14 protein-coding genes are annotated in these 18,932 nt (G+C 71.7%); 9 read left to right on the plus strand and 5 right to left on the minus strand.

The annotated features are described in order from the left end of the window. Positions 1-31: 31 nt before the first annotated feature. Together ASG63_RS02325 and ASG63_RS02330 are read right to left on the minus strand one after the other, a co-directional pair. Positions 32-1,576 (minus strand): cation:proton antiporter, encoded by a 1,545-nt coding sequence (locus tag ASG63_RS02325; protein ID WP_056211663.1) that lies wholly within the window; start codon positions 1,574-1,576, stop codon positions 32-34. A gap of 66 nt (positions 1,577-1,642) precedes the next feature. After that, positions 1,643-2,152, minus strand: a complete 510-nt coding sequence (locus ASG63_RS02330; protein ID WP_056211665.1) for an OsmC family protein — start codon at positions 2,150-2,152, stop codon at positions 1,643-1,645. Between the two features lie 174 nt (positions 2,153-2,326). On the opposite strand from ASG63_RS02330, the gene ASG63_RS02335 reads away from it, so the two are divergent. The 3 genes from ASG63_RS02335 (at position 2,327) to ASG63_RS02345 (ending at position 6,780) form a co-directional block, all read left to right on the plus strand. Next, positions 2,327-3,202 carry a cell envelope integrity EipB family protein gene (locus tag ASG63_RS02335; protein ID WP_056211666.1) on the plus strand — a complete coding sequence of 292 codons (876 nt, stop codon included), beginning with the start codon at positions 2,327-2,329 and terminating at the stop codon, positions 3,200-3,202. Between the two features lie 185 nt (positions 3,203-3,387). Beyond that, the gene (locus ASG63_RS02340) at positions 3,388-3,963 is read left to right on the plus strand and encodes a PilZ domain-containing protein (protein ID WP_056211668.1); all 576 of its coding nucleotides are present in this window, start codon (positions 3,388-3,390) and stop codon (positions 3,961-3,963) included. 306 nt (positions 3,964-4,269) lie between these two features. Further along, a complete protein-coding gene (locus ASG63_RS02345; protein ID WP_056211671.1) occupies positions 4,270-6,780 on the plus strand; it encodes a putative bifunctional diguanylate cyclase/phosphodiesterase in 2,511 nt (836 codons plus the stop codon). Positions 6,781-6,787: 7 nt separating this feature from the next. Here the strand turns inward: ASG63_RS02345 and ASG63_RS02350 are convergent, their stop codons facing one another. Then, positions 6,788-8,092: a flavin monoamine oxidase family protein gene (locus ASG63_RS02350; protein ID WP_056211673.1), complete on the minus strand. Its 1,305-nt coding sequence runs from the start codon at positions 8,090-8,092 to the stop codon at positions 6,788-6,790. Between the two features lie 292 nt (positions 8,093-8,384). Between ASG63_RS02350 and ASG63_RS02355 the strand changes: the two genes are divergently transcribed. From ASG63_RS02355 to ASG63_RS02370, 4 genes are all read left to right on the plus strand, one after another. Continuing rightward, the gene (locus ASG63_RS02355; RefSeq protein WP_056211675.1) at positions 8,385-9,101 is read left to right on the plus strand and encodes a sulfate transporter family protein; all 717 of its coding nucleotides are present in this window, start codon (positions 8,385-8,387) and stop codon (positions 9,099-9,101) included. A gap of 159 nt (positions 9,102-9,260) precedes the next feature. After that, positions 9,261-10,400 carry a complex I NDUFA9 subunit family protein gene (locus tag ASG63_RS02360; protein WP_056211677.1) on the plus strand — a complete coding sequence of 380 codons (1,140 nt, stop codon included), beginning with the start codon at positions 9,261-9,263 and terminating at the stop codon, positions 10,398-10,400. 57 nt (positions 10,401-10,457) lie between these two features. Beyond that, on the plus strand, positions 10,458-11,840 hold the full coding sequence (gltX, locus tag ASG63_RS02365; protein ID WP_056211679.1) for a glutamate--tRNA ligase: 1,383 nt from the start codon (positions 10,458-10,460) through the stop codon (positions 11,838-11,840). Positions 11,841-11,957: 117 nt separating this feature from the next. Further along, a complete protein-coding gene (locus tag ASG63_RS02370) occupies positions 11,958-13,886 on the plus strand; it encodes an ABCB family ABC transporter ATP-binding protein/permease (RefSeq protein ID WP_056211681.1) in 1,929 nt (642 codons plus the stop codon). Positions 13,887-13,993: 107 nt separating this feature from the next. Here ASG63_RS02370 and ASG63_RS02375 read toward each other — a convergent pair whose 3' ends face one another. After that, positions 13,994-15,997 (minus strand): LysM peptidoglycan-binding domain-containing protein, encoded by a 2,004-nt coding sequence (locus ASG63_RS02375; protein ID WP_056211682.1) that lies wholly within the window; start codon positions 15,995-15,997, stop codon positions 13,994-13,996. Positions 15,998-16,218: 221 nt separating this feature from the next. On the opposite strand from ASG63_RS02375, the gene ASG63_RS02380 reads away from it, so the two are divergent. After that, positions 16,219-16,821 carry a TIGR00730 family Rossman fold protein gene (locus ASG63_RS02380; RefSeq protein ID WP_056211684.1) on the plus strand — a complete coding sequence of 201 codons (603 nt, stop codon included), beginning with the start codon at positions 16,219-16,221 and terminating at the stop codon, positions 16,819-16,821. 28 nt (positions 16,822-16,849) lie between these two features. Here the strand turns inward: ASG63_RS02380 and cysS are convergent, their stop codons facing one another. Beyond that, on the minus strand, positions 16,850-18,229 hold the full coding sequence (cysS, locus tag ASG63_RS02385; protein WP_056211686.1) for a cysteine--tRNA ligase: 1,380 nt from the start codon (positions 18,227-18,229) through the stop codon (positions 16,850-16,852). 329 nt (positions 18,230-18,558) lie between these two features. Here cysS and ASG63_RS02390 point away from each other — a divergent pair, with 329 nt between their 5' ends. Beyond that, entirely contained in the window at positions 18,559-18,897 is a 339-nt protein-coding gene (locus ASG63_RS02390) for a hypothetical protein (protein WP_056211689.1), read from the plus strand. Positions 18,898-18,932: the final 35 nt, after the last annotated feature.

The raw sequence follows: 18,932 nt of genomic DNA on the forward strand, positions 1-18,932 counted from the left end.
CGGGGTCGAGATGCGACTCCGCGCCCGCGTGTCAGGTCTCGGCCCGGGGCGTCGCATTCATCTCGGCCCAGTCGAACTCCTCCTCCAGCACGTAGTAGGCGTCGTCGCCGATCGTGCCGGAGCGGCGCAGGGCCAGCACCCGGTCGCGGGCCGCCTCGATGGCGCGCCGACGGGCGGCATCGGCGGGCAGCGCCTCGGAGGCGAAGCCCGTGTCGCGGGCCTCGGCCTGCTCCAGGGCGATGCGGAACTCCTCGCGCAAGGCCTCGGAGGGGGCATCCTCGGCATTCTCCAGGCTCTCTAGGGCGGCTCGGTAGGCTTCGGTGCGGCCGTGCCCGACCTCGCGCCCGACCGGGTCGTTGTCCTCCAACCCGAGCCGGCCGAGCAGGAGACGCAGGGTCAGGCCCTGGATCGTCAGCGTGCCGATGATGACGCAGAACGCGGTGAGCACGATGAGGTCGCGGTAGGGAAAGCCCGGATCGCCGTCGGGCAGGGCCAGGGCCGTGGCGATGGTGACGATGCCCCGCATGCCCGCCCAGGACACCGCGATCCCGGCCGAGAGCCCGCGGTCGCGGGTCTCGGTCCCGTCGGCTCCCAGGCGGGCGAGGTGGGCCGTGGGCAGGACCCAGAGGAAGCGCACCACCACCACGGTGAGGAACACCGCCGCGCCGACCAGCGCGTAGGAGATCTGCTGCTCCCGGGTCAGGCGCTCCAGGATCGGACCGATCTGCAGGCCGATCAGCACGAAGGCGAGGACGTTCAGCACGAACACCGCCGTGTCCCAGACCGCGTAGGAGACGATGCGGGTGCGCGGCGGGGTGTGGCCCGGCGCGATGCGCGCCACCGTGATGGCGAAGGTGACCACGGTGAGCACCCCGGACAGGTGCACGTGCTCCGCTCCGATCCAGATTCCGAAGGCGGCCACGAACTGCAGGACGATGACGCTCGGCGCGTCGGTGGCCGGGCGCGTGGCGGCGCTGTAGAGGAGGGCGAGGACCGGCCCGGCGACGAGGCTGCCGAGGATGCCCACGAGGAAGGCCGGGCCGATCTGGCTCACCGAGAAGGTGCCGGTGACAGCCGCCGTGACCCCGAGGCGGTAGATCATCAGCGAGCCCGCGTCGTTGAGGAGGCTCTCACCGCGCAGGATCGTCGTGAGGCGGTGGGGCAGCGAGACGTGGCGCAGCACCGACAGCGCGGCCACGGCGTCGGGGGGCGCCACCACCGCGCCGAGCACGATGCAGGCCGCCCAGGGCATGTCCGGCACGAGCCACTTCACCACCACGGCCACGGCGGCCGTGGTCGCGACCACCGCCCCGAAGGCGAGGCCGGCGATCGGGCGCCAGTGGGTGCGCAGGTCCCGCACCGAGGTGTCGTAGCCCGCATCGAGCAGGACGGGCGCCAGGAAGAGGGCCAGCGCCAGCTCCGGGTCGAGCACCAGGTTGGGCACGGCCGGGATGAAGGCGAGGCCGATGCCCCCAAGGGCCAGGAAGACGGGATAAGGGGCACCCACCCGGCGGGCGAGCCCCGCCAGGAGCACGGCGCCGAGAAGGACGCCGACCGTCCATTGAAAAATCATCATGTCGAGGGGAACGCGCCAGCACGGCCCCGGGATCATTCGCCCCGGCGCGAAACCCGGCGCTGCCGGTCAGCCCTGCGCGAGGGTGACGGCCAGCTCCGGCTTGTGGTTCAGGGTCTGGAACACGACGCAGTAGCGCTCTGTCAGCTTGAGGAGCTGGTCGAGCTTGTCCGGGGGGGCGTCCGTGTCGAGGGCGAAGGTGAGGCGGATCGCGCGGAAGCCCACGGGCGCCGCCTTGTCGACCCCGAGGGTGCCGCGGAAATCGAGGTCGCCCTCGGCGCTCACCGTGCCGGACCGGAGCGCGACGCCGATCGCGGTGGCCACCGCTTTCAGGGTCACGCCGGCGCAGGCCACCAGGGCTTCGAGCAGCATGTCGCCCGAGCAGAGCTCGGCGCCGGAGCCGCCGGTGGCCGGGTGCAGGCCCGCCACCGCGAGGGCGCGCCCGGTCTCGACCTTGCAAGCGATGGCCGTGTCGTCGAGGCTGCCCCGGGCCCGCAGGGTCACCACGGCCGAGTCCGGGGCGTTGCGGTAGCGGTCCTTGATCGGGGCCTGGAGCGAGCGCAGGGTATCGGCGTCCATGGGCGTTTCCTTCTCCCGTCTTCCGGTTCTTCTTCTCCGATCCGATCTAGGGCGCCCCGTCGGCGCGGCGAATGCGGACGGGGGGACCGAGCCTCGCGCGGGCCCGCGGGGTGCCCTATCTGAGGGGCGTCGGCGGGGCCCCTGTCCTCCGGCCCCGTCCTGTCAGGAGAGTCCATGCGTCGTCCCAGCGTGAGTGCAGCCGTCCCGAGGGCGCGGCTGGCCGTCCCCGGCATCGCCGTCGGTCTCGTCCTGTTCGCGACCGGGGCAGGGGCCGCCGCGCCGATCACCCTCGCCAACCATCGGGCCGTCTACGATCTCTCCCTCGCCGAGAGCAGCGGCACGCGGGCGGTGGAGAGCGCGCGGGGGCGCATCGTCATCGATTTCACCGGGGATGCCTGCAAGGGCTACACGATGCAGACCCGCCAGGTGACCGTTCTGGAGAGTGGCGAGACCGGCAGCCGCACCTCGGACCTGCGCAACAGCACGTTCGAGAGCGGGGACGGGCGCAGCTACCGCTTCAAGACCAGCACGGTACTCAACGGCACGCCCGGCCAGGCTGTGGACGGCACCGCCGAATCGAGTTCCGACCTCCTGAAGGTCAAGCTGAAGGAGCCCAAGCGCGACCAGTTCCAGGATGCGGGCGAGGTCCTCTTCCCCACGGTGCACATGCGGCGCCTGATCCAGGCGGCCCGCGACGGGCAGAGCACCGTCTCCGTCAAGGTCTTCGACGGCTCCGACGATGGGCGCAAGGTTTACGACACCCTCGCGGTCATCGGCCGTCAGGTCCCGGCGCCGGCGGCCTCCGACAAGGCGGCCGAGCGCGACAAGCCCCTGCGGGAGGGGCCGATGGCGACCGTGCCGCGCTGGCCCGTCACCCTGAGCTATTACATTCCCGGCGAGGGCGAGCGCACGCCGATCTACGTCCTCAGCTTCGACCTCTACGAGAACGGCGTCAGCGGCGCGCTGCGGCTCAACTACGGCGAATTCGCGGTGGTCGGCGACCTCACCCGCCTCGACACCCTGGCGTCGAGCAGCGACTGCCATCCCTAGCCCGTCCGACCGGGTGAGGGGCGGGTCCGCACCGATGCGGCGTGCGAGGATTCCGAGCAGGGCCTTCTGCACGGAAATCGTGCATGGCCGGCCTTCCCGGGCCCGGTTGGATCAAATTTTCGGCGTTCGGGTAAAGGAATGTCGGGGGGCGGCCCGTCTTATGGCTCCGCAACCTCAGGATGGCCATGGGCGAGACCCTCACAGCAACGCAGACGAGAGTGATCCTGCCTGCCCTCTGCTGGAATCGGTATCGTGCCGATTTCTACGCCGTCACCGCCGATCTCTCCGTCACAGGTCTTCGCTTCCGTTCGTCCGTCGTGCCGTCCCTGGGCGAGATCTTGTCCTGCAGCATCCGGCACGCGGGCGCGATGGAAGCCCAGGTCATCGAGGGCGGCAAGGAGCAGTTCGTCACCCGGGTGATCCGCGCCGAGGCCCCGCTGCCCGTCATCGTGCGTCGCCTGCTCGACCTCGCCGCCGAGCAGAACGGCGGCGAGGTGCCCCAGCGCGTCCATCCGCGCTTCGTGCCGGATTCGCCCGACATCCTCGTCACGATGTCCTGCGGCACCCGGATCCCGGGCCGCCTCCTCAACGTCTCGGCCTCGGGCGCGGCCGTGCGGATCGACATCCGCTTGGAGCCCGGCACGCAGATCACCCTGGGCCGAACGCCGGCCACGGTCGCGCGCTGCTTCGAGGACGGCATCGGCGCGGCGTTCCTCCAGCCCCTTCCGGCGAAGGATCTCGGCCCCCACGTCCTGTTGTGACGCGCGATCTCTTCTCGTGACGCGGGAGTGCCTCCGGCCCGTCCGAGGCCGGTCCGGTTTCTGAGGCGATCAGGAGGGGGCGATCCGGGACGGGATAACTGGCGACGCAACCGCTGCGGGACTGCGCGAAAGGCTACAATTAAGTTTCTATCAAATGATCGGGACTAGCCTGTGGCCTCGCCCTCCAGTCGGAGACTTGACGATGCGGTACGCGGACGATGCGACCCCGATTCCGTCAAGTCCTGTCCGGTCGGGTCGATCCGGCAGGCCCCCACTGCTGGCGATAACCTGAAGATCGCTCAGCTGATGCCGCGTCCACCTGCCCCCGTCCTCGCCTGCCCCTCCCTCGCCTCCGGGCCGCTCGTCTCCCCCGCCGCCGGGGCGCGGGTGCGCGAGGCCACGTGGGGACGCCGGGCGGGTGATCGCGTTCGCGCCTCGGCACCGGGGAGCCCGGAGCCGGCGGCCGAGGGGGCGCCGTCCCGCGCCGCGAGCCTTCGGACCAATCGCTACGATCTGGAGGCCCGCGCCGGCCATCTCGACGAGGTGCTGCAATTCGCACCCTACCTGGCCTTGACCCATACGGTGGTCGTCGGTGCCGTGCTGCTGCTCTTCTGGAGCGAGGCGCACCGGACCTACCTGCTGATCCTGTTCGGCAGCGTCGCCGGTCCCATCACCCTCGCGGCGATCGGGGCGCGGCGCTACCGCCGGCGGCGCCTGGGGGAGCGCGACGTCGTCACCGGGCATCGGCTCGCCGCCCTGTTCTCGCTGATCCTGGGGCTGGCCTGGGCCAGCATGCCGCTGATGATCCTCCCCACCGCGGGCACCCAGGACCAGACCTTCGTGGTGGCCATCGGGGCCGGCCTGATGGCCACCACCTACACCTTCGGCTCGCTCGCGCATCTCGGCCTGGTCTACTCCGCGCCGATCGCCCTGGGCAGCCTCGCCGCCCTGTTCCTCGTCGGAGGGGCCGCCAACGGGTGGCTGGCGATGCTGATGGGCGTCTATTCGGCCTTCGTCGCCTTCACCGCCGGGCGGATGGGACGCCTCTCGGAACAGCGGATCATCGATCGCGTCCGGGTCGGCGAGCAGAACGAGACGATCAGCCTGCTGCTCCATGACTTCGAGGCGAGCACCAGCGACTGGCTCTGGGAGACCGACCCGCTGGGACGCCTCCAGCACGTGTCCGAGCGCATCGGCCAGGTGGCGGGCGAGGACCCGGCGATCCTGCACGAGGCGCCGTTCGCGGCGCTCTTTCTCGGCGTTCGCAAGCCCCGTCGGATGACCCCGGAGATCGCCGAGATCCTGGCCCTCGTCGCCGGGCGCAAGGCCTTTCGCGAGCGCGTCGTCGAGGTCACCATCGGCGGATTGACGCGGTGGTGGCGCCTCAGCGGCAGGCCCATCACCGACGGCGGCGAGACCTTCCTGGGCTTTCGCGGGGTCGGTTCGGACATCACCGACACCCGCCAGTCCGAGGCGCGGATCGCCTATCTGGCGAGCTACGACCCGCTGACGGGCCTGGCCAACCGGACCCAGTTCCAGGGCGTGGCGACCCAGCTCTGCGCCCGGGCGCAGACCGGGGGCGAGGCCTGCGCGCTGCTCTATCTCGACCTCGACGGCTTCAAGTTCGTCAACGACACCTTCGGCCATGCCCTCGGCGATGTCCTGCTGGTCCGGGTGGCCCAGCGCCTGACCGGCACGGTCCCGCCCCAGGGGCTGGTCTCGCGCCTCGGCGGCGACGAGTTCGCCATCCTCCTGCCCGGCGGCGACGAGGATGCCCTGACCGAACTGGCCCGGCGCCTCATCGCGGCCCTGAGCACACCCTACACTCTCGACGGGGTTCAGGTGGAGATCGGCGCCAGCGTCGGCCTCGCCCTGGCGCCGCGCGATGCGCACAGCCCCGAAGGCCTCCTCAGCAAGGCCGATCTCGCCCTCTACCGGGCCAAGGCCACCGGCCGCGGCAAGGTCCGGGTGTTCTCGCCCGACCTCGAGGCGACGATGCGCCTGCGGCGCGAGCTCGAGGTCGATCTCAAGCGGGCGGTGGCGCAGGGCGAATTTAGCCTGCACTACCAGCCCCTGGTGGGTCTGGAGGACGGTCGGGTCCGTACCTTCGAGGCCCTGCTGCGCTGGACCCGCGGCGCCGGCGGCCCGGTCTCCCCCGCCGATTTCGTGCCCGTCGCCGAGGCCTCGGGCCTGATCACCGAGATCGGCCGCTGGGTCCTGATGCAGGCCTGCCGGGAGGCCGCGCGCTGGCCCGACGACATCCGGCTGGCGGTGAACCTCTCGCCGATCCAGTTCCGGAACACCGACCTCGTCGCCGACGTGACCCAGGCGCTGGAGGCCAGCGGGCTGAGGCCGGAGCGCCTGGAGATTGAGGTCACCGAGTCGGTGTTCTTCGAGATGAACGCGACGACCATCGCCAACCTCAACGAGTTGCGCGCCCTGGGCATCCGCGTGGCGCTCGACGATTTCGGCACCGGCTACTCGTCGCTGAGCTACCTGATCCGGTTCCCGGTGGACAAGATCAAGATCGACCGCTCCTTCATCAAGGACATGGACAGCCGACCCGAATGCCTGGCGATCATCGAGGCGATCCTGACCCTCGCGCGCAAGCTCTCGATCACCGTCACCGCGGAGGGCGTCGAGACGAGGGAGCAGGCGCAGATGCTCAGGGCGAGCCGCTGCGACGACATCCAGGGCTTCCTCTTCAGCCCGGCCCGACCGGCCGACGAAATCCCCCACCTCATCGCATCCCTGCCGGTGCGCTTCGGCGAGATTTTCCCCCTCCTGCCCCTGATGTTCCGCCGGGCGCCGGCCTGAGGCCGTCCTAAGCGCGCAGGCGCTCGGCCACCGCCGCGGCGGCCCGCGCGCCCTCCGCATAGGCGCCCCCCGCCGTGCCCCATTGCAGGCGCGACAAGGCCTCGCCGGCGAACCAGATCCGGTCCGCCACGGGCGCCTGCAGGCGGACCCGGGCATCGGCATGGCCCGGCGGCACCACGGCCCAGGATCCGCGCGCCCAGGGGTCGTGGCGCCACGCGCTCACCGCCGGGATGCTCAGGTCGTGCAGGGCGCGGGCGCCGACATGTGCGGCGAGCGTCGCCCGCACCAGGTGGCGGACCCCGTCCGGCCCGGCCCCACGGGCGTCGAGGGCGGCGGCCATCGGCGCATCGAGCTCGAAGAAGTGGAACGGCGTGCCGTCGATCCGGGTGAGGAGGCCCGGGCTCGCCTCGCGCCCGCCGACGAGGCTCGCGAGCCGGTCCGCCCCCCGGAATGGGCAGGAGGGCCAGTGCAGCACCGCATGCTCGTAGATGCCGGTGGCGAATCCCGTGATCGCCTCCGCGACCTCCGGGGGAAGGACGGGGGTGAAGAGAGGCGCGGCCCGCAGCACCATGGTGGGTATCGTGACGATGACGGCCCGGGCCGCGAAGCTCCGAGATCCCGTGTGCACCCGTACGCCCGCGCCCGACCAGTCGATGCCGGTGACCGGCGTCCCAAGGGCGATGGGCAGCCCCTGGGCGAGGCGGGCGAGATAACCGCCGTAGCCCCCGGCGATGAAGCGGTTGTCGCCGTACTCCATGCTGGGAAAGTCCTGGAGCGAGACGCGGGCGAGGGACTGCCCGGAGACCAGGCCGTGGACGCGCTCGACCCGCCGGCCCCAGGGTCCGAGGCCCGGCGGCAGGGCGGTGGCCGCCGGCCGGTCCGGCCCCGCCCAGCCCGCCTGGGTGCTCATCGCCCGGTCGGCCACTGCGAAGGCACGGCCGAGGGCCGCCGCCTCCGCCGGCCGGCCGCGCCGGCGCCCGACCCAGAGATGGCTCTCCTGGGCCGCCATCCGCAGGGGCTCCCCCCGCTGGGTTCCGAGCCGCACCAGCGGGTTGATCGGCCCCGCATGCAGCCAGTGCCCGCCGAGGTCGACGGCGTGACCCCGCAGGGAGACCGTGACGAGGCGCCCGCCGACCCGGTCGCGCGCCTCCAGGACCGCCACCCGGACGCCCAGGGCCGCGAGGCCGCGCGCCGCCGCGACGCCGGCGGCGCCCGCCCCGACGACGATGACCTCCGGATCGTCGGGCAGGGGGGCCAGGCGCGGCGCGATGCTCGGGCGCCAGCGTTCGTGCTCGGGGCGGGACGTCCGCATGGATGACGGTCTCGTTCCTGTCGGCGAAGGATGGCGATGGGCCTAGCAGAGGGCGGTGCCGGGCGACACCGTGCGACCGGTCGCACGCCGGTCACACGCCAGAAAACTCGGGCGTCCAGGGTCGGCGCCGCGAATCGCCCGTCCGCCGCCCGGCGGGACGGGTGGTGCAGCGATGGCCCGCACTTGCGCCTGCGCACGGCCATCGCCAGAACCTCGGGGCACGGCGCGCGCGGGGGCGACGCAGGCCGGGACCTCACGAACGGATCGATCCACGACCACGGGATACCCAGGTATGCTCATCCAGGCCGCCTTCGCCGCCGTCCGGCAGGTGTTCTCAGCCCCCTTGCGCGCGATCCTGTGGAAGTCCCTCGGGCTCACGGTGGGCATCCTCGTGCTCGTCTGGTTCGGACTGACGCGGGCGATCAACTGGTTCCTGTCCCAGCACCATCTCTCGGTGGATTATCCCTTCCTCGATACCCTGGCGGTGTTCTTCGCCGGGGCCGGCCTGTTCGTGGGCCTCGCCTACGTTATGCCGGCGGTGTCGATCCTGGTGGCGGGCTACTTCCTCGACGACGCGGCCGAGATCGTCGAGCGCACGGACTTTCCGGGCGAGCCGCCCGGCCTCGCCCTGCCCCTCGGCACCGCGATGTTCTACGCCGTCCGCTTCGCCGGCCTCGCCCTGCTGGTGAACCTCGTGGCGCTGATCCTGTTCTTCGTGCCGGGGGTGAATCTCGTCGCGTTCTTCGGGGCCAATGCCTACCTGCTGTCGCGGGAGTATTTCGAGCTCGCCGCCGGACGCTTCCGGCCGATGGCGGAGGCCGGCGCCATGCGCCGCCACTACGGCGGCACCACGCTCCTCGCCGGCGTGCTGCTGGCCGGCCTGATGGTGGTGCCGGTGCTCAACCTCGTCACCCCGCTCTTCGGCATCGCCCTGATGGTGCATGTCCACAAGGGCCTCAGCCGGCGCACCCCGGTCGCCGGACCGCAGCCCCAGCCGCGCCTGCGCTGAGGCTCCCCCGGAGCTGCCGAGGGCCGAATTTCATCGTTCGGCCTCCCGTCTGGCCTGGAAGTGGTCTAGATACGCTGCACCAGGCTCAAGGACCGGCGCCGATCCAAGCCCCGCAGGGGCCGGACCGGCGCGGGGGCCGCTTTTCGAGACGCACGAGCGATGACCGGCTTCGAGACCCTCCCCCTGACCCGCCCCGCCTCGCAGCTCGTCACCGTGTTCGGCGGATCGGGCTTCCTCGGGCGCCACGTGGTGCGGGCGCTGGCCAAGCGCGGCTACCGGATCCGGGTGGCCGTGCGCCGGCCCGACCTCGCCCTGTTCCTGCAGCCCCTCGGCAAGGTCGGCCAGATCGTCGCCGTCCAGGCCAACCTGCGCTACCCCGACTCGATCGCCCGGGCGGTCCACGGCGCCGACATCGTCGTCAACCTCGTGGGCATCCTCCAAGAGACCGGCAAGCAGACCTTTTCGCAGCTGCAGGCGGAAGGCGCGGGCGAGATCGCCCGGGCGGCGGCCGCCGTCGGCGCGCCCCTGGTCCACGTCTCGGCCATCGGCGCCGATGCACACTCGCCCTCGCAATACGCCCGCACCAAGGCCCTCGGCGAGGCCCGGGTCGCCGAGGCCGGCGGTCCGCACGTGATCCTGCGGCCCTCGCTGGTGTTCGGCCCCGGCGACAGCTTCTTCAACCGCTTCGCCGCCCTGGCCCGTGCCCTGCCGGTGCTGCCGCTGGCCGGCGCCGCGTCGCGCTTCCAGCCCGTCTACGTGGCCGACGTGGCCGAGGCGGTGGCCCGCGCCGTGGAGGGCCACGTGCCCGCCGGCAAGGTCTACGAACTCGGCGGCCCGGAGGTCGAGACCCTGGAATCGCTGGTGCGCTACATGCTCAAGGTCACGATGCGCAAGCGCGTGGTCCTCGGCCTGCCGCAGCCGGCCGCGATGTTCCAGGCCCGCGCTCTCGAGGTGGTCGACACCCTCACCCTCGGCCTCCTGCCGGACAGCCTGAAGCTCACCCGCGACCAGGTCGTCCTGCTCCAGAACGACAACGTCGTCTCCGAGACGGCCAAGGCCGAGGGGCGTACCCTGGAGGGCATCGGCCTGCAGCCCACCGCCATGGAGGCGGTGGTGCCGGGCTACCTCTGGCGCTTCCGCAAGGCGGGCCAATTCGCCAAGATGCAGGAGTTCGAGAGCGCCATCCCCGAGACCCTGACGCCGAAGCCCTTCGTGCCGCGCAGCGGGAGCGGACCAGCCCTCGGGCCGGATTCGAATGCCCCGAGCCGGATGGGCGTGAGATGGGGCACCCGGGGCTGAGGCTTTCGCCCGTCACCGGAGTCCTCAGGGCCGGCGAAATGGTCTAGAGGGCGCCTCATGACTCACGCCACCTCGCCCCAGGCCGACACGCCCCGCGCCGGCGCGCCCCTCGTGCGCTTCGCGCCCTCGCCCACCGGCTACCTGCACATCGGCAACGCCCGGCCGGCGCTCCTCAACGCGCTCTTCGCGCGGGCGCGGGGCGGGCGCTTCCTGCTGCGCCTCGACGACACCGACCGGGAGCGCTCGACGCAGGCCTTCGCCGACGCGGTCTCCGAGGACCTCGCCTGGCTCGGGATCGTGCCCGACCTGTTCGCGCGGCAATCCGACCGGGTGGCGGTCCACGATGCGGCCGCCGAACGCCTGAAGGCGATGGGCCGGCTCTATCCCTGCTACGAGACGCCGGAGGAGCTCGAGCGCCGCCGCCGGCGCCAGCTCGGGCGTGGCCAGCCGCCGATCTACGACCGGGCCGCCCTGACTCTGACGGAGGCCGAGCGGGCTGCCCTGGAGTCGGAGGGTCGCACGCCGCACTGGCGCTTCAAGCTCGACGCCCGCTCGGTGGCCTGGGACGACCTCGTGCGCGGCCCCGCCCATGTCGACTGCGCCTCGCTCTCCGATCCGGTGCTGATCCGGGCCGACGGCAGCTACCTCTACACTCTGCCCTCCGTGGCCGACGACGCCGAGATGGGCGTCACCCACGTCATCCGGGGCGAGGACCACGTCACCAACACCGGCGTGCAGGTGCAGATCTTCGAAGCCTTGAGCAGCGCGATCCCGGTCTTCGGCCATCACAACCTCCTGACCACCGCGGACGGGGAGGGGCTCTCGAAGCGCCTCGGCCACCTCTCGCTGCGCGGCCTGCGCGAGGCCGGCTACGAGCCGGGCGCCGTGCGCTCGCTGGCCGTGCTCACCGGGTCGGCCGAATCGGTCCGCGCCGTGGCGGGCCTGGACGAGCTCGCCGGCCTCGTCGACCTTGCGCAGATCTCGCGGGCTCCGGCGAAGTTCGACCCGCACGAGCTCGACGGGCTCAACGCCCGCCTCGTCCACGTCATGCCCTATGCGGAGGTCGCCGACCGCCTCGCGGCGCAGGGGGTCGCGTCCGAGCGCGCCGCGGCGTTCTGGGAGGCCGTGCGGCCCAACCTCGCCAAGGTCTCGGAGGCGGGCGACTGGTGGCGCGTGGTCACCGGCCCGGTGAGCCCCGTCATCGCCGACCCGGCCTTCATCGGGGCCGCCGCCGCGCTCCTGCCGGCCGAGCCCTGGGACGGGGAGACCTGGAAGGCCTGGACGGGGGCCGTGAAGGCCACCACGGGGGCCAAGGGCAAGGCGCTGTTCATGCCGCTGCGCCTCGCCATCACCGGGCTGGAGCACGGGCCGGATCTCGCCGGCCTGCTGCCGCTGATCGGGCGGGACGTGGTGCTCCGCCGGCTGGCGGGAGAGGGCTGACGGCGGGTCCCTGCGGTGCATGCAGGCCCGACCCGCCGGCACCCGTGACTGTCGCTGGCCGGGTGGGGCGCCTATATGCGGGCCCGACGCCCTCTTCATCCCGAGTTCCTGACCCGAATGAGCACCGATCCCGCCCCGGCGGCACCGGCCGCGGCCGCGCCGCCCGCGCGCCCCGGCCTCGTCGCCACCTATCGCCGTCTCTGGCCCTATCTCTGGCCCCACGGCCGGCCCGACCTGCAGCGACGCGTCTTCCTCGCCTTCGGCCTGCTGATCGTCGCCAAGTTCGTGACGATGGTGACGCCCTTCACCTTCAAGTGGGCCACCGACGCCCTGGTGGCGCTGACCGACCCCAAGCCGGGTGCGGCCATCCCCACCGGGCTGTTTGCCGCCCCGATGCTGCTGATCGGCCTCTACGGCCTGTCGCGCATCCTCATGGCGGGTCTGACGCAGGTGCGCGACGGGCTGTTCGCCAAGGTGGCGATGCATGCGGTGCGCCGCCTCGCGCTCCAGACCTTCGAGCACATGCACCGGCTCTCCCTGCGCTTCCATCTGGAGCGCAAGACCGGCGGCCTGACCCGCGTGCTGGAGCGCGGGCGCGGCGGCATCGAGGAACTCTCGCGCCTGATGGTGCTGACGCTGGTGCCGACCATCGTCGAGTTCCTGCTCGTGATCGGCGTCCTCGCCTACGAGTTCGACTGGATCTACTCGGTGGTCGTGTTCGTGATGGTGGCGGCCTACCTCGCCTTCACCTGGAAGGCGACGCAGTGGCGCATCGAGATCCGGCGCCGGATGAACAATTCCGACACCGACGCCAACACCAAGGCAGTGGATTCGCTGCTGAACTTCGAGACCGTGAAATACTTCGGCGCCGAGCGGCGGGAGGCGGAACGCTACGACGTCTCGATGGCCAAGTACGAGAAGGCCTCGACGCAGACCTACGTCTCGCTCGCGGTGCTCAACGCCGGCCAGGCAGTGATCTTCACCGTGGGCATGACCATCGTGATGTGGCTGGCAGCGCGCGACATCATGGCGGGGCGTACCACCCTCGGCGGCTTCGTGCTGGTCAACACCATGCTGGTGCAGCTCTCCATGCCGCTCAACTTCATGGGCATGATCTATCGCGAGATCAAACAGGCGCTGATCGACATCGACGACATGTTCCAGATCCTGCACCGCAACCCGGAGATCGCCGACCGGCCGGACGCGCTGTCGCTCGCCGTCTCGGACGGCGTGGTGCGGTTCGAGGACGTGCGCTTCGCCTACGACCCGGCCCGGCCCATCCTCAAGGGTGTCAGCTTCGCGGTGCCCGCGGGCAAGACGGTGGCGATCGTCGGCCCTTCGGGGGCCGGCAAGTCGACCCTGTCGCGCCTGCTGTTCCGGTTCTACGAGCCGCAGGGCGGCCGCATCCTCATCGACGGCCAGGATATTTCGCGGGTCCGGCAGGCCAGCCTGCGGGTGGCCATCGGCATGGTTCCGCAGGACACGGTGCTGTTCAACGACACCATCGGCTACAACATCCGCTACGGCCGCTGGGACGCCACCCCGGCGGAGGTGCGCGCCGCCGCCGCCCTGGCGCAGATCGACCGCTTCATCTCCGCCCTGCCGGAGGGCTACGACACGCCCGTGGGCGAGCGTGGCCTGAAGCTCTCGGGCGGCGAGAAGCAGCGCGTCGCCATCGCCCGGACCATCCTGAAGGGACCGCCGATCCTCGTCCTCGACGAGGCGACATCGGCCCTCGACTCCTTCACCGAGCGCGAGATCCAGGATGCCCTCGACACCGTGAGCCAGGGCCGCACCACCCTGGTCATTGCCCACCGTCTCTCCACGGTGGTCAATGCGGACGAGATCATCGTCCTCGACAAGGGGGTGATCGTCGAGCGCGGCGACCACGCCACCCTGCTGGAGCAGGACGGCGTCTATGCCTCCATGTGGAGCCGTCAGCGCGAGGCCGACGCCGCCCTGGAGATCCTCCAGCGCAGCGAGGCGGCGCTGCCGGTGCCCAAGGAGCGACCGGCCCTCGTGCCGGAGCCGGCGCCCGCCGCGTAGGGGCCGCGCCGTCAGCCCCGCTTGTCGGGTTGCGACACCGTCGGGTCGGGGCTGCGCCGTCAGCCCCGTTTGTCGGCCTGCGGCACAGCCGGGTCGGGGCTGCGCCGTCAGCCCCGTTTGTCGGCCTGCGGCACAGCCGCGGTGCCGTCGGTGGGTAGGACGAAGATCTGGCCGGGATAGATCAGGTCGGGATTGCGGATCTGCGGCTGGTTGGCGTCGAAGATCACCGTGTAGCGCGTGCCCTTGCCGTAGATGCGCCGGCTGATCTGCCACAGGCTGTCGCCCCGGACGATCGTCGCGGTCCCGATCTCCGGGACGAAGACCGTGGGGCTCCGGTCCATGAGCGCCGGGGTCTGTGCCTGCATCTGGGCATGAGTCTGTGCCTGCATCTGGGCATGAGTCTGGGCATGAGTCTGGGGAGCCGTCTGGGCCGTCTCCGGGACGGGACTTTTCGGCCCGCGCGCCTCGGCCTGGGCGGGCGGCGTGCCCGCGGTGGCGCGGGGCGGGGCCTGCGGCGACGGAGATCCCGACGCGGCTGCGTCCCGCGCGGCCGAGTCCTGCGCACGCGACGCCTGCGAGGGAGATTCTCGCGAGGCGGATTCGCGCGAGGGTGTTTCCTGTGAGCGGGCTTCCTGCGACGTCCGGGCCGGCCGCGCCGGGGCGGGGGCTGCCGACGCGGGTGCCGGCGTCGGCGCTTGCGGGGTTCCGGTCCCCGGGTTCGGGGGTGTTGTCCGGGGCACGGCCGCCGGGGGCAGCGTGGCCGGGTTCTCCGGCGTCCCCAGGCGTGCGACCGGGCCGGGCGCCACCGGCGGGGTGCCCGGCTGCGCGACGGCGGCCGCGCCCTCGGGCGATCGGCCCGCGCCCGCTGCCGCCGATTTGGCCACGGCCGCGGGCACGGTGAAGGCGACCTCGGAGCGGGTCTTCACCTTGCCGGAGACGGGATCGACCTGGTCCACCCGGACCTTGTAGTCGCCCGGCCGGACGCCGCGCCCGATGGTGAAGGCCACGCGCCCGTCGGCGCCGGCACTGCCGGGCGCCACCAGGGCGTCGTTGAGATAGAGCCGCACGGTGGCCCCGGGCGGGGCTTGGCTCGTGACGTAGAGCCGTCCGCCCTCTTCCGCCTCGACGCTGACGATCTTCACCGGTCCGGTGCGGTCCGCGTCGGCCCTGCCGGAGCCGGCCTCCGCCGCCGGATTCCGGGAGGCGCGGCCGTCGGGCACGGTCGTTGCGACGCGGCCGTCGGCCTTGCCGGTCCGCCCGCCCCCGGCCCTGTCCGAGAGATCTCTCCCCGAGGTGCCCTTGCCCGCGTCCGCCTTGTCCGAAACGGCCTTGCCGGAATCCGTGTTGCCGAGATCCGACTTGCCGGACTCGGTCTTGCCAAGCTCGGTTTTGCCGGTCGCGGCTTTCCCCGTCTCGGTCCTGCCCGCATCGGCAAGGGTGGTCCCCGGCGTCGCCGGAGCCGGGTCCGGCTGCGAGAGCACGATGGTGGGCTTGTCGGGGGAGGTCAGGGCGATGAGGGGCTTGGCATTGCGATGGGGCGAGACCACCACCGCCACGCTGTCGCGCGAGATCCGGGCCTGACCGTCGGCACCGAGCACCCGCAGGGTGATCTCACTGCTGCCGGTGGGCAGGGCGGGGGGCACGATGGCGAACTGGCCGGAGGGGTCGACGAGCGCACGGGCAATCGGCTCGTTGTCGCGCAGAAGCTCGACGGTGGTGTTGGGCGCGGCCCGCCCGGCGATCACCGCCTCGCCATTGGGCTCGATCCGGATGATGTCGAAGGTCGGCGCCTCGCTGCCCGGCGAGGTGCCCGAGGCCTGCGCCGACGGCTGGCCCGGGCCCAGGGCCGCCAGGGGCTTTCCCGCCGGCGCCGCCCCCTCCCCGGGGCTCGCATCCCGCCGGACCGGCGGATTCGGCTCGGCCGCGCCGTCGGTCCGGGCGGGGGGCTTGCCGGTGGGGGGGGCGCTCTCCTCGGGGGCGCCGGAGCCCGCCGGGGATCCGAGGCCGCGCTTGAACAGGGTGCCTGCGCCGTAGAGGGTGACCACGAGGGCAAAGCCCGCCAGAAGCCCCACGCAGGCGAGGAAGATGCTCCGTCGCAACTCCGCCCTCATGACACGCCACTCCTTCGTCCACCGGCACGGCGGCCGAAATTCCATCGCCGCGGGATCGGGCCCGTCGACAAACCGGCGATTGATGGCGACATATTAGCGAACATGATCGGATCACCAAATCATACCCGCCGGATCACGGCCGGATCTTCCGTAAAATCAGCAGTTTGGCTCGTGGACCGCGGCGGACGGGCCCCGGCCGCTGCGCATCAGGGAGGTCCGGCATGGCTCCGGTAAGGACGGTCTGCGTCTATTGCGGCTCGGGCTTCGGCGGCGATCCGGCCTTCACGGCTGCGGCCGTGACCCTCGGCAAGGCCCTGGCGGAGGCCGGGATCGGCCTCGTCTACGGCGGCGGCAATGTCGGCCTGATGGGTACCGTCGCCCGGGCGGTCCTCGAGAACGGCGGCCACGTCACCGGCATCATCCCCGATTTCCTGAAATCGCGCGAGCGCATGCTCGACGAGATCCAGGAGACCATCGTCGTGGAGGACATGCACACCCGCAAGCGGCTGATGTTCGAGCGCTCGGACGCCTTCGTGGCCCTGCCCGGCGGCATCGGCACCCTGGAGGAGCTGGTGGAGCAGCTCACCTGGGCGCAGCTCGGCCAGCACAACAAGCCGATCCTGCTGCTCTCGGTGGCGGATTTCTGGACGCCCCTCCTGACGCTCCTCGACCACATGCGGGGGCAGGGCTTCATCCGCGAAGGGCTCGACCTGAGCTACCTCGTGGCCACCGAGGCGGCCGACGTGGTCGGCCTGCTGCGCGACGCGGCCGGATCGGTCGCGCCGGCCCCCGCCGCCGAAGCCCTGGTGGCGGAGCGGTTCTGAGGCGACGGCCCCGGCGCGGCGGCCCGGCTCAGGTCGCCACGCTCCAGGTCGTCCCGTCCTTGCCGTCCTTCACGGCGACGCCCATGCCCAGGAGTTCGTCGCGGATCCGGTCCGAAGCGGCCCAGTCCTTGGCGGCCCGGGCCGCGCGCCGGTCGGCGATCAGCGCCTCGACCCGGGCGACGTCGACGCCGGCTGCCCGGATGGTGCCCTGGTCGCGCACCGACTTCGTCTGGGTGAGCAGGCCGAGGAGGTTCGCCCCGGCCTTCAGGGCCGCTGGCTCGTCGAGGCGGTGCAGCTCGGCGAGTGCCGCGGCGGTGTTGAGGTCGTCGAGGAGCGGCTCGCGCACGCCCTCCGGAATCGCCGCGGCCGCGGCCACGTCGCCGACGACCCCGTACCACCGGTCGAGCATCCGGGCCGCCTCCTCGAGGCCGCGCAGGGTCCAGTCGATCGGCTGGCGATAATGCGTCTTGAGCATGGCGAGGCGCGCGACCTCGCCGGGCCAATCCTTCAGCACGTCCCGGATCGTGATGAAGTTGCCCAGCGACTTCGACATCTTCTCCCCCTCCACCTGGAGGAAGCCGTTGTGGAGCCAGACGTCGGCCATCACGTCGGTGCCGAAGCAGCAGCGCGACTGGGCGACCTCGTTCTCGTGGTGCGGGAAGATGAGGTCGATGCCGCCGGCATGGATGTCGAAGCGCTCGCCGAGATGCTTCCAGGACATCGCCGAGCACTCGATGTGCCAGCCCGGCCGGCCGGGCTCGGCGATCCCGCAGGGGGAGGGCCAGGACGGCTCGCCGGGCTTCGAGGGCTTCCACAGCACGAAGTCGAGGGGCGAGCGCTTGTAGGGCGCGACCTCGACGCGGGCTCCGGCTTCCATCTCGTCCAGGGGACGCTTCGAGAGGGCGCCGTAATCGGGCATCGAGGGCACGTCGAAGAGCACGTGGCCGTCCGCCACGTAGGCATGGCCGCGCGTCACCAGGCCGGCGATGATGGTGTGCATCTCGGCGATGTGGTCGGTGGCCCGCGGCTCGACGAAGCGCGGGCGCCCGCCCGGCACGTTGACGTCCTCCGGCATCAGCACGCCGAGTTCGCGGATGTCGGCGTGGAAGGCCTTCAGGGTGCCGTCGGTGAGTTCCCGGATGCTGATGCCGCGCTCGGCGGCCCGCGCGTTGATCTTGTCGTCCACGTCCGTGACGTTGCGGGCATAGGTGACGTGGGGCGCGCCGTAGAGGTGGCGCAGCAGGCGAAACAGCAGGTCGAAGACGATGATCGGCCGGGCGTTGCCGATATGGGCGGCGTCGTAGACGGTGGGGCCGCAGGCATACATCCGTACGTTCGTGGGATCGATCGGCGTGAAGGCGGCCTTCTCGCGGGTCAGCGTGTTGTAGAGCCGCAACATCGAGGCCATGAAACTTTCCTTACGTCCCGGGCCTCCATCCGGACCCGTCCGTCCCTGAAAACACCGCAGCGCGTTGGTTTCGCGCGGCTTTTGCCGCAGCGCACCCAAGCGCCCGCCAAACCGTCGCCGCGTTCCGCCCGGGGCCCTGTTGCGCGAAGGCGACGGCCGGGCCGCCCGTCCTGCGCTACCCCAAAACCATGAGCAATTCGAGAACGACGCCGGACCGGCACGCCTTCGAAACGCCTGCCGCGAAAACGACGGCACGGCGAAAGGGTTTGTTAACCCGGTGCCGCGAAATTTTCGCCCCATACGCTTCCGACACCAGCAAGGTTCTGCCCATGCGCCGCGCGACCGCCAGTATCGGCGCTCTTCTCGCTCTCGTCCTCTCCGCCCACGGCGCCCTCGCCTCCGACGGGGAAAGCCCGGCCAAGGCACCCGGCACCGTCGAGAAGACGTTCCTGATCCCGTCGAGCGAGGGGTACGGCGTCGGCGACTGCCTCACCAATGGCGAGAGCGCCTGCGGCCAAGTGGTGGCCAATGCCTGGTGCGAGGCGCAGGGCTTCGCCTCTGCCGGCTCCTTCGGCGTCGCCGCCCAGGACGAATATACCGGCGCGATCCCGCCGGCCCCGGTGGCCAAGCCCGCCGAGCGCCCGATCCGGATCACCTGCCAGGATTGAATCCTCGGGCAGGATGGATCCCGCCCGAGCGTGGC

This window comes from Methylobacterium sp. Leaf94 (assembly GCF_001426045.1).
Taxonomy (GTDB): Bacteria; Pseudomonadota; Alphaproteobacteria; order Rhizobiales; family Beijerinckiaceae; genus Methylobacterium.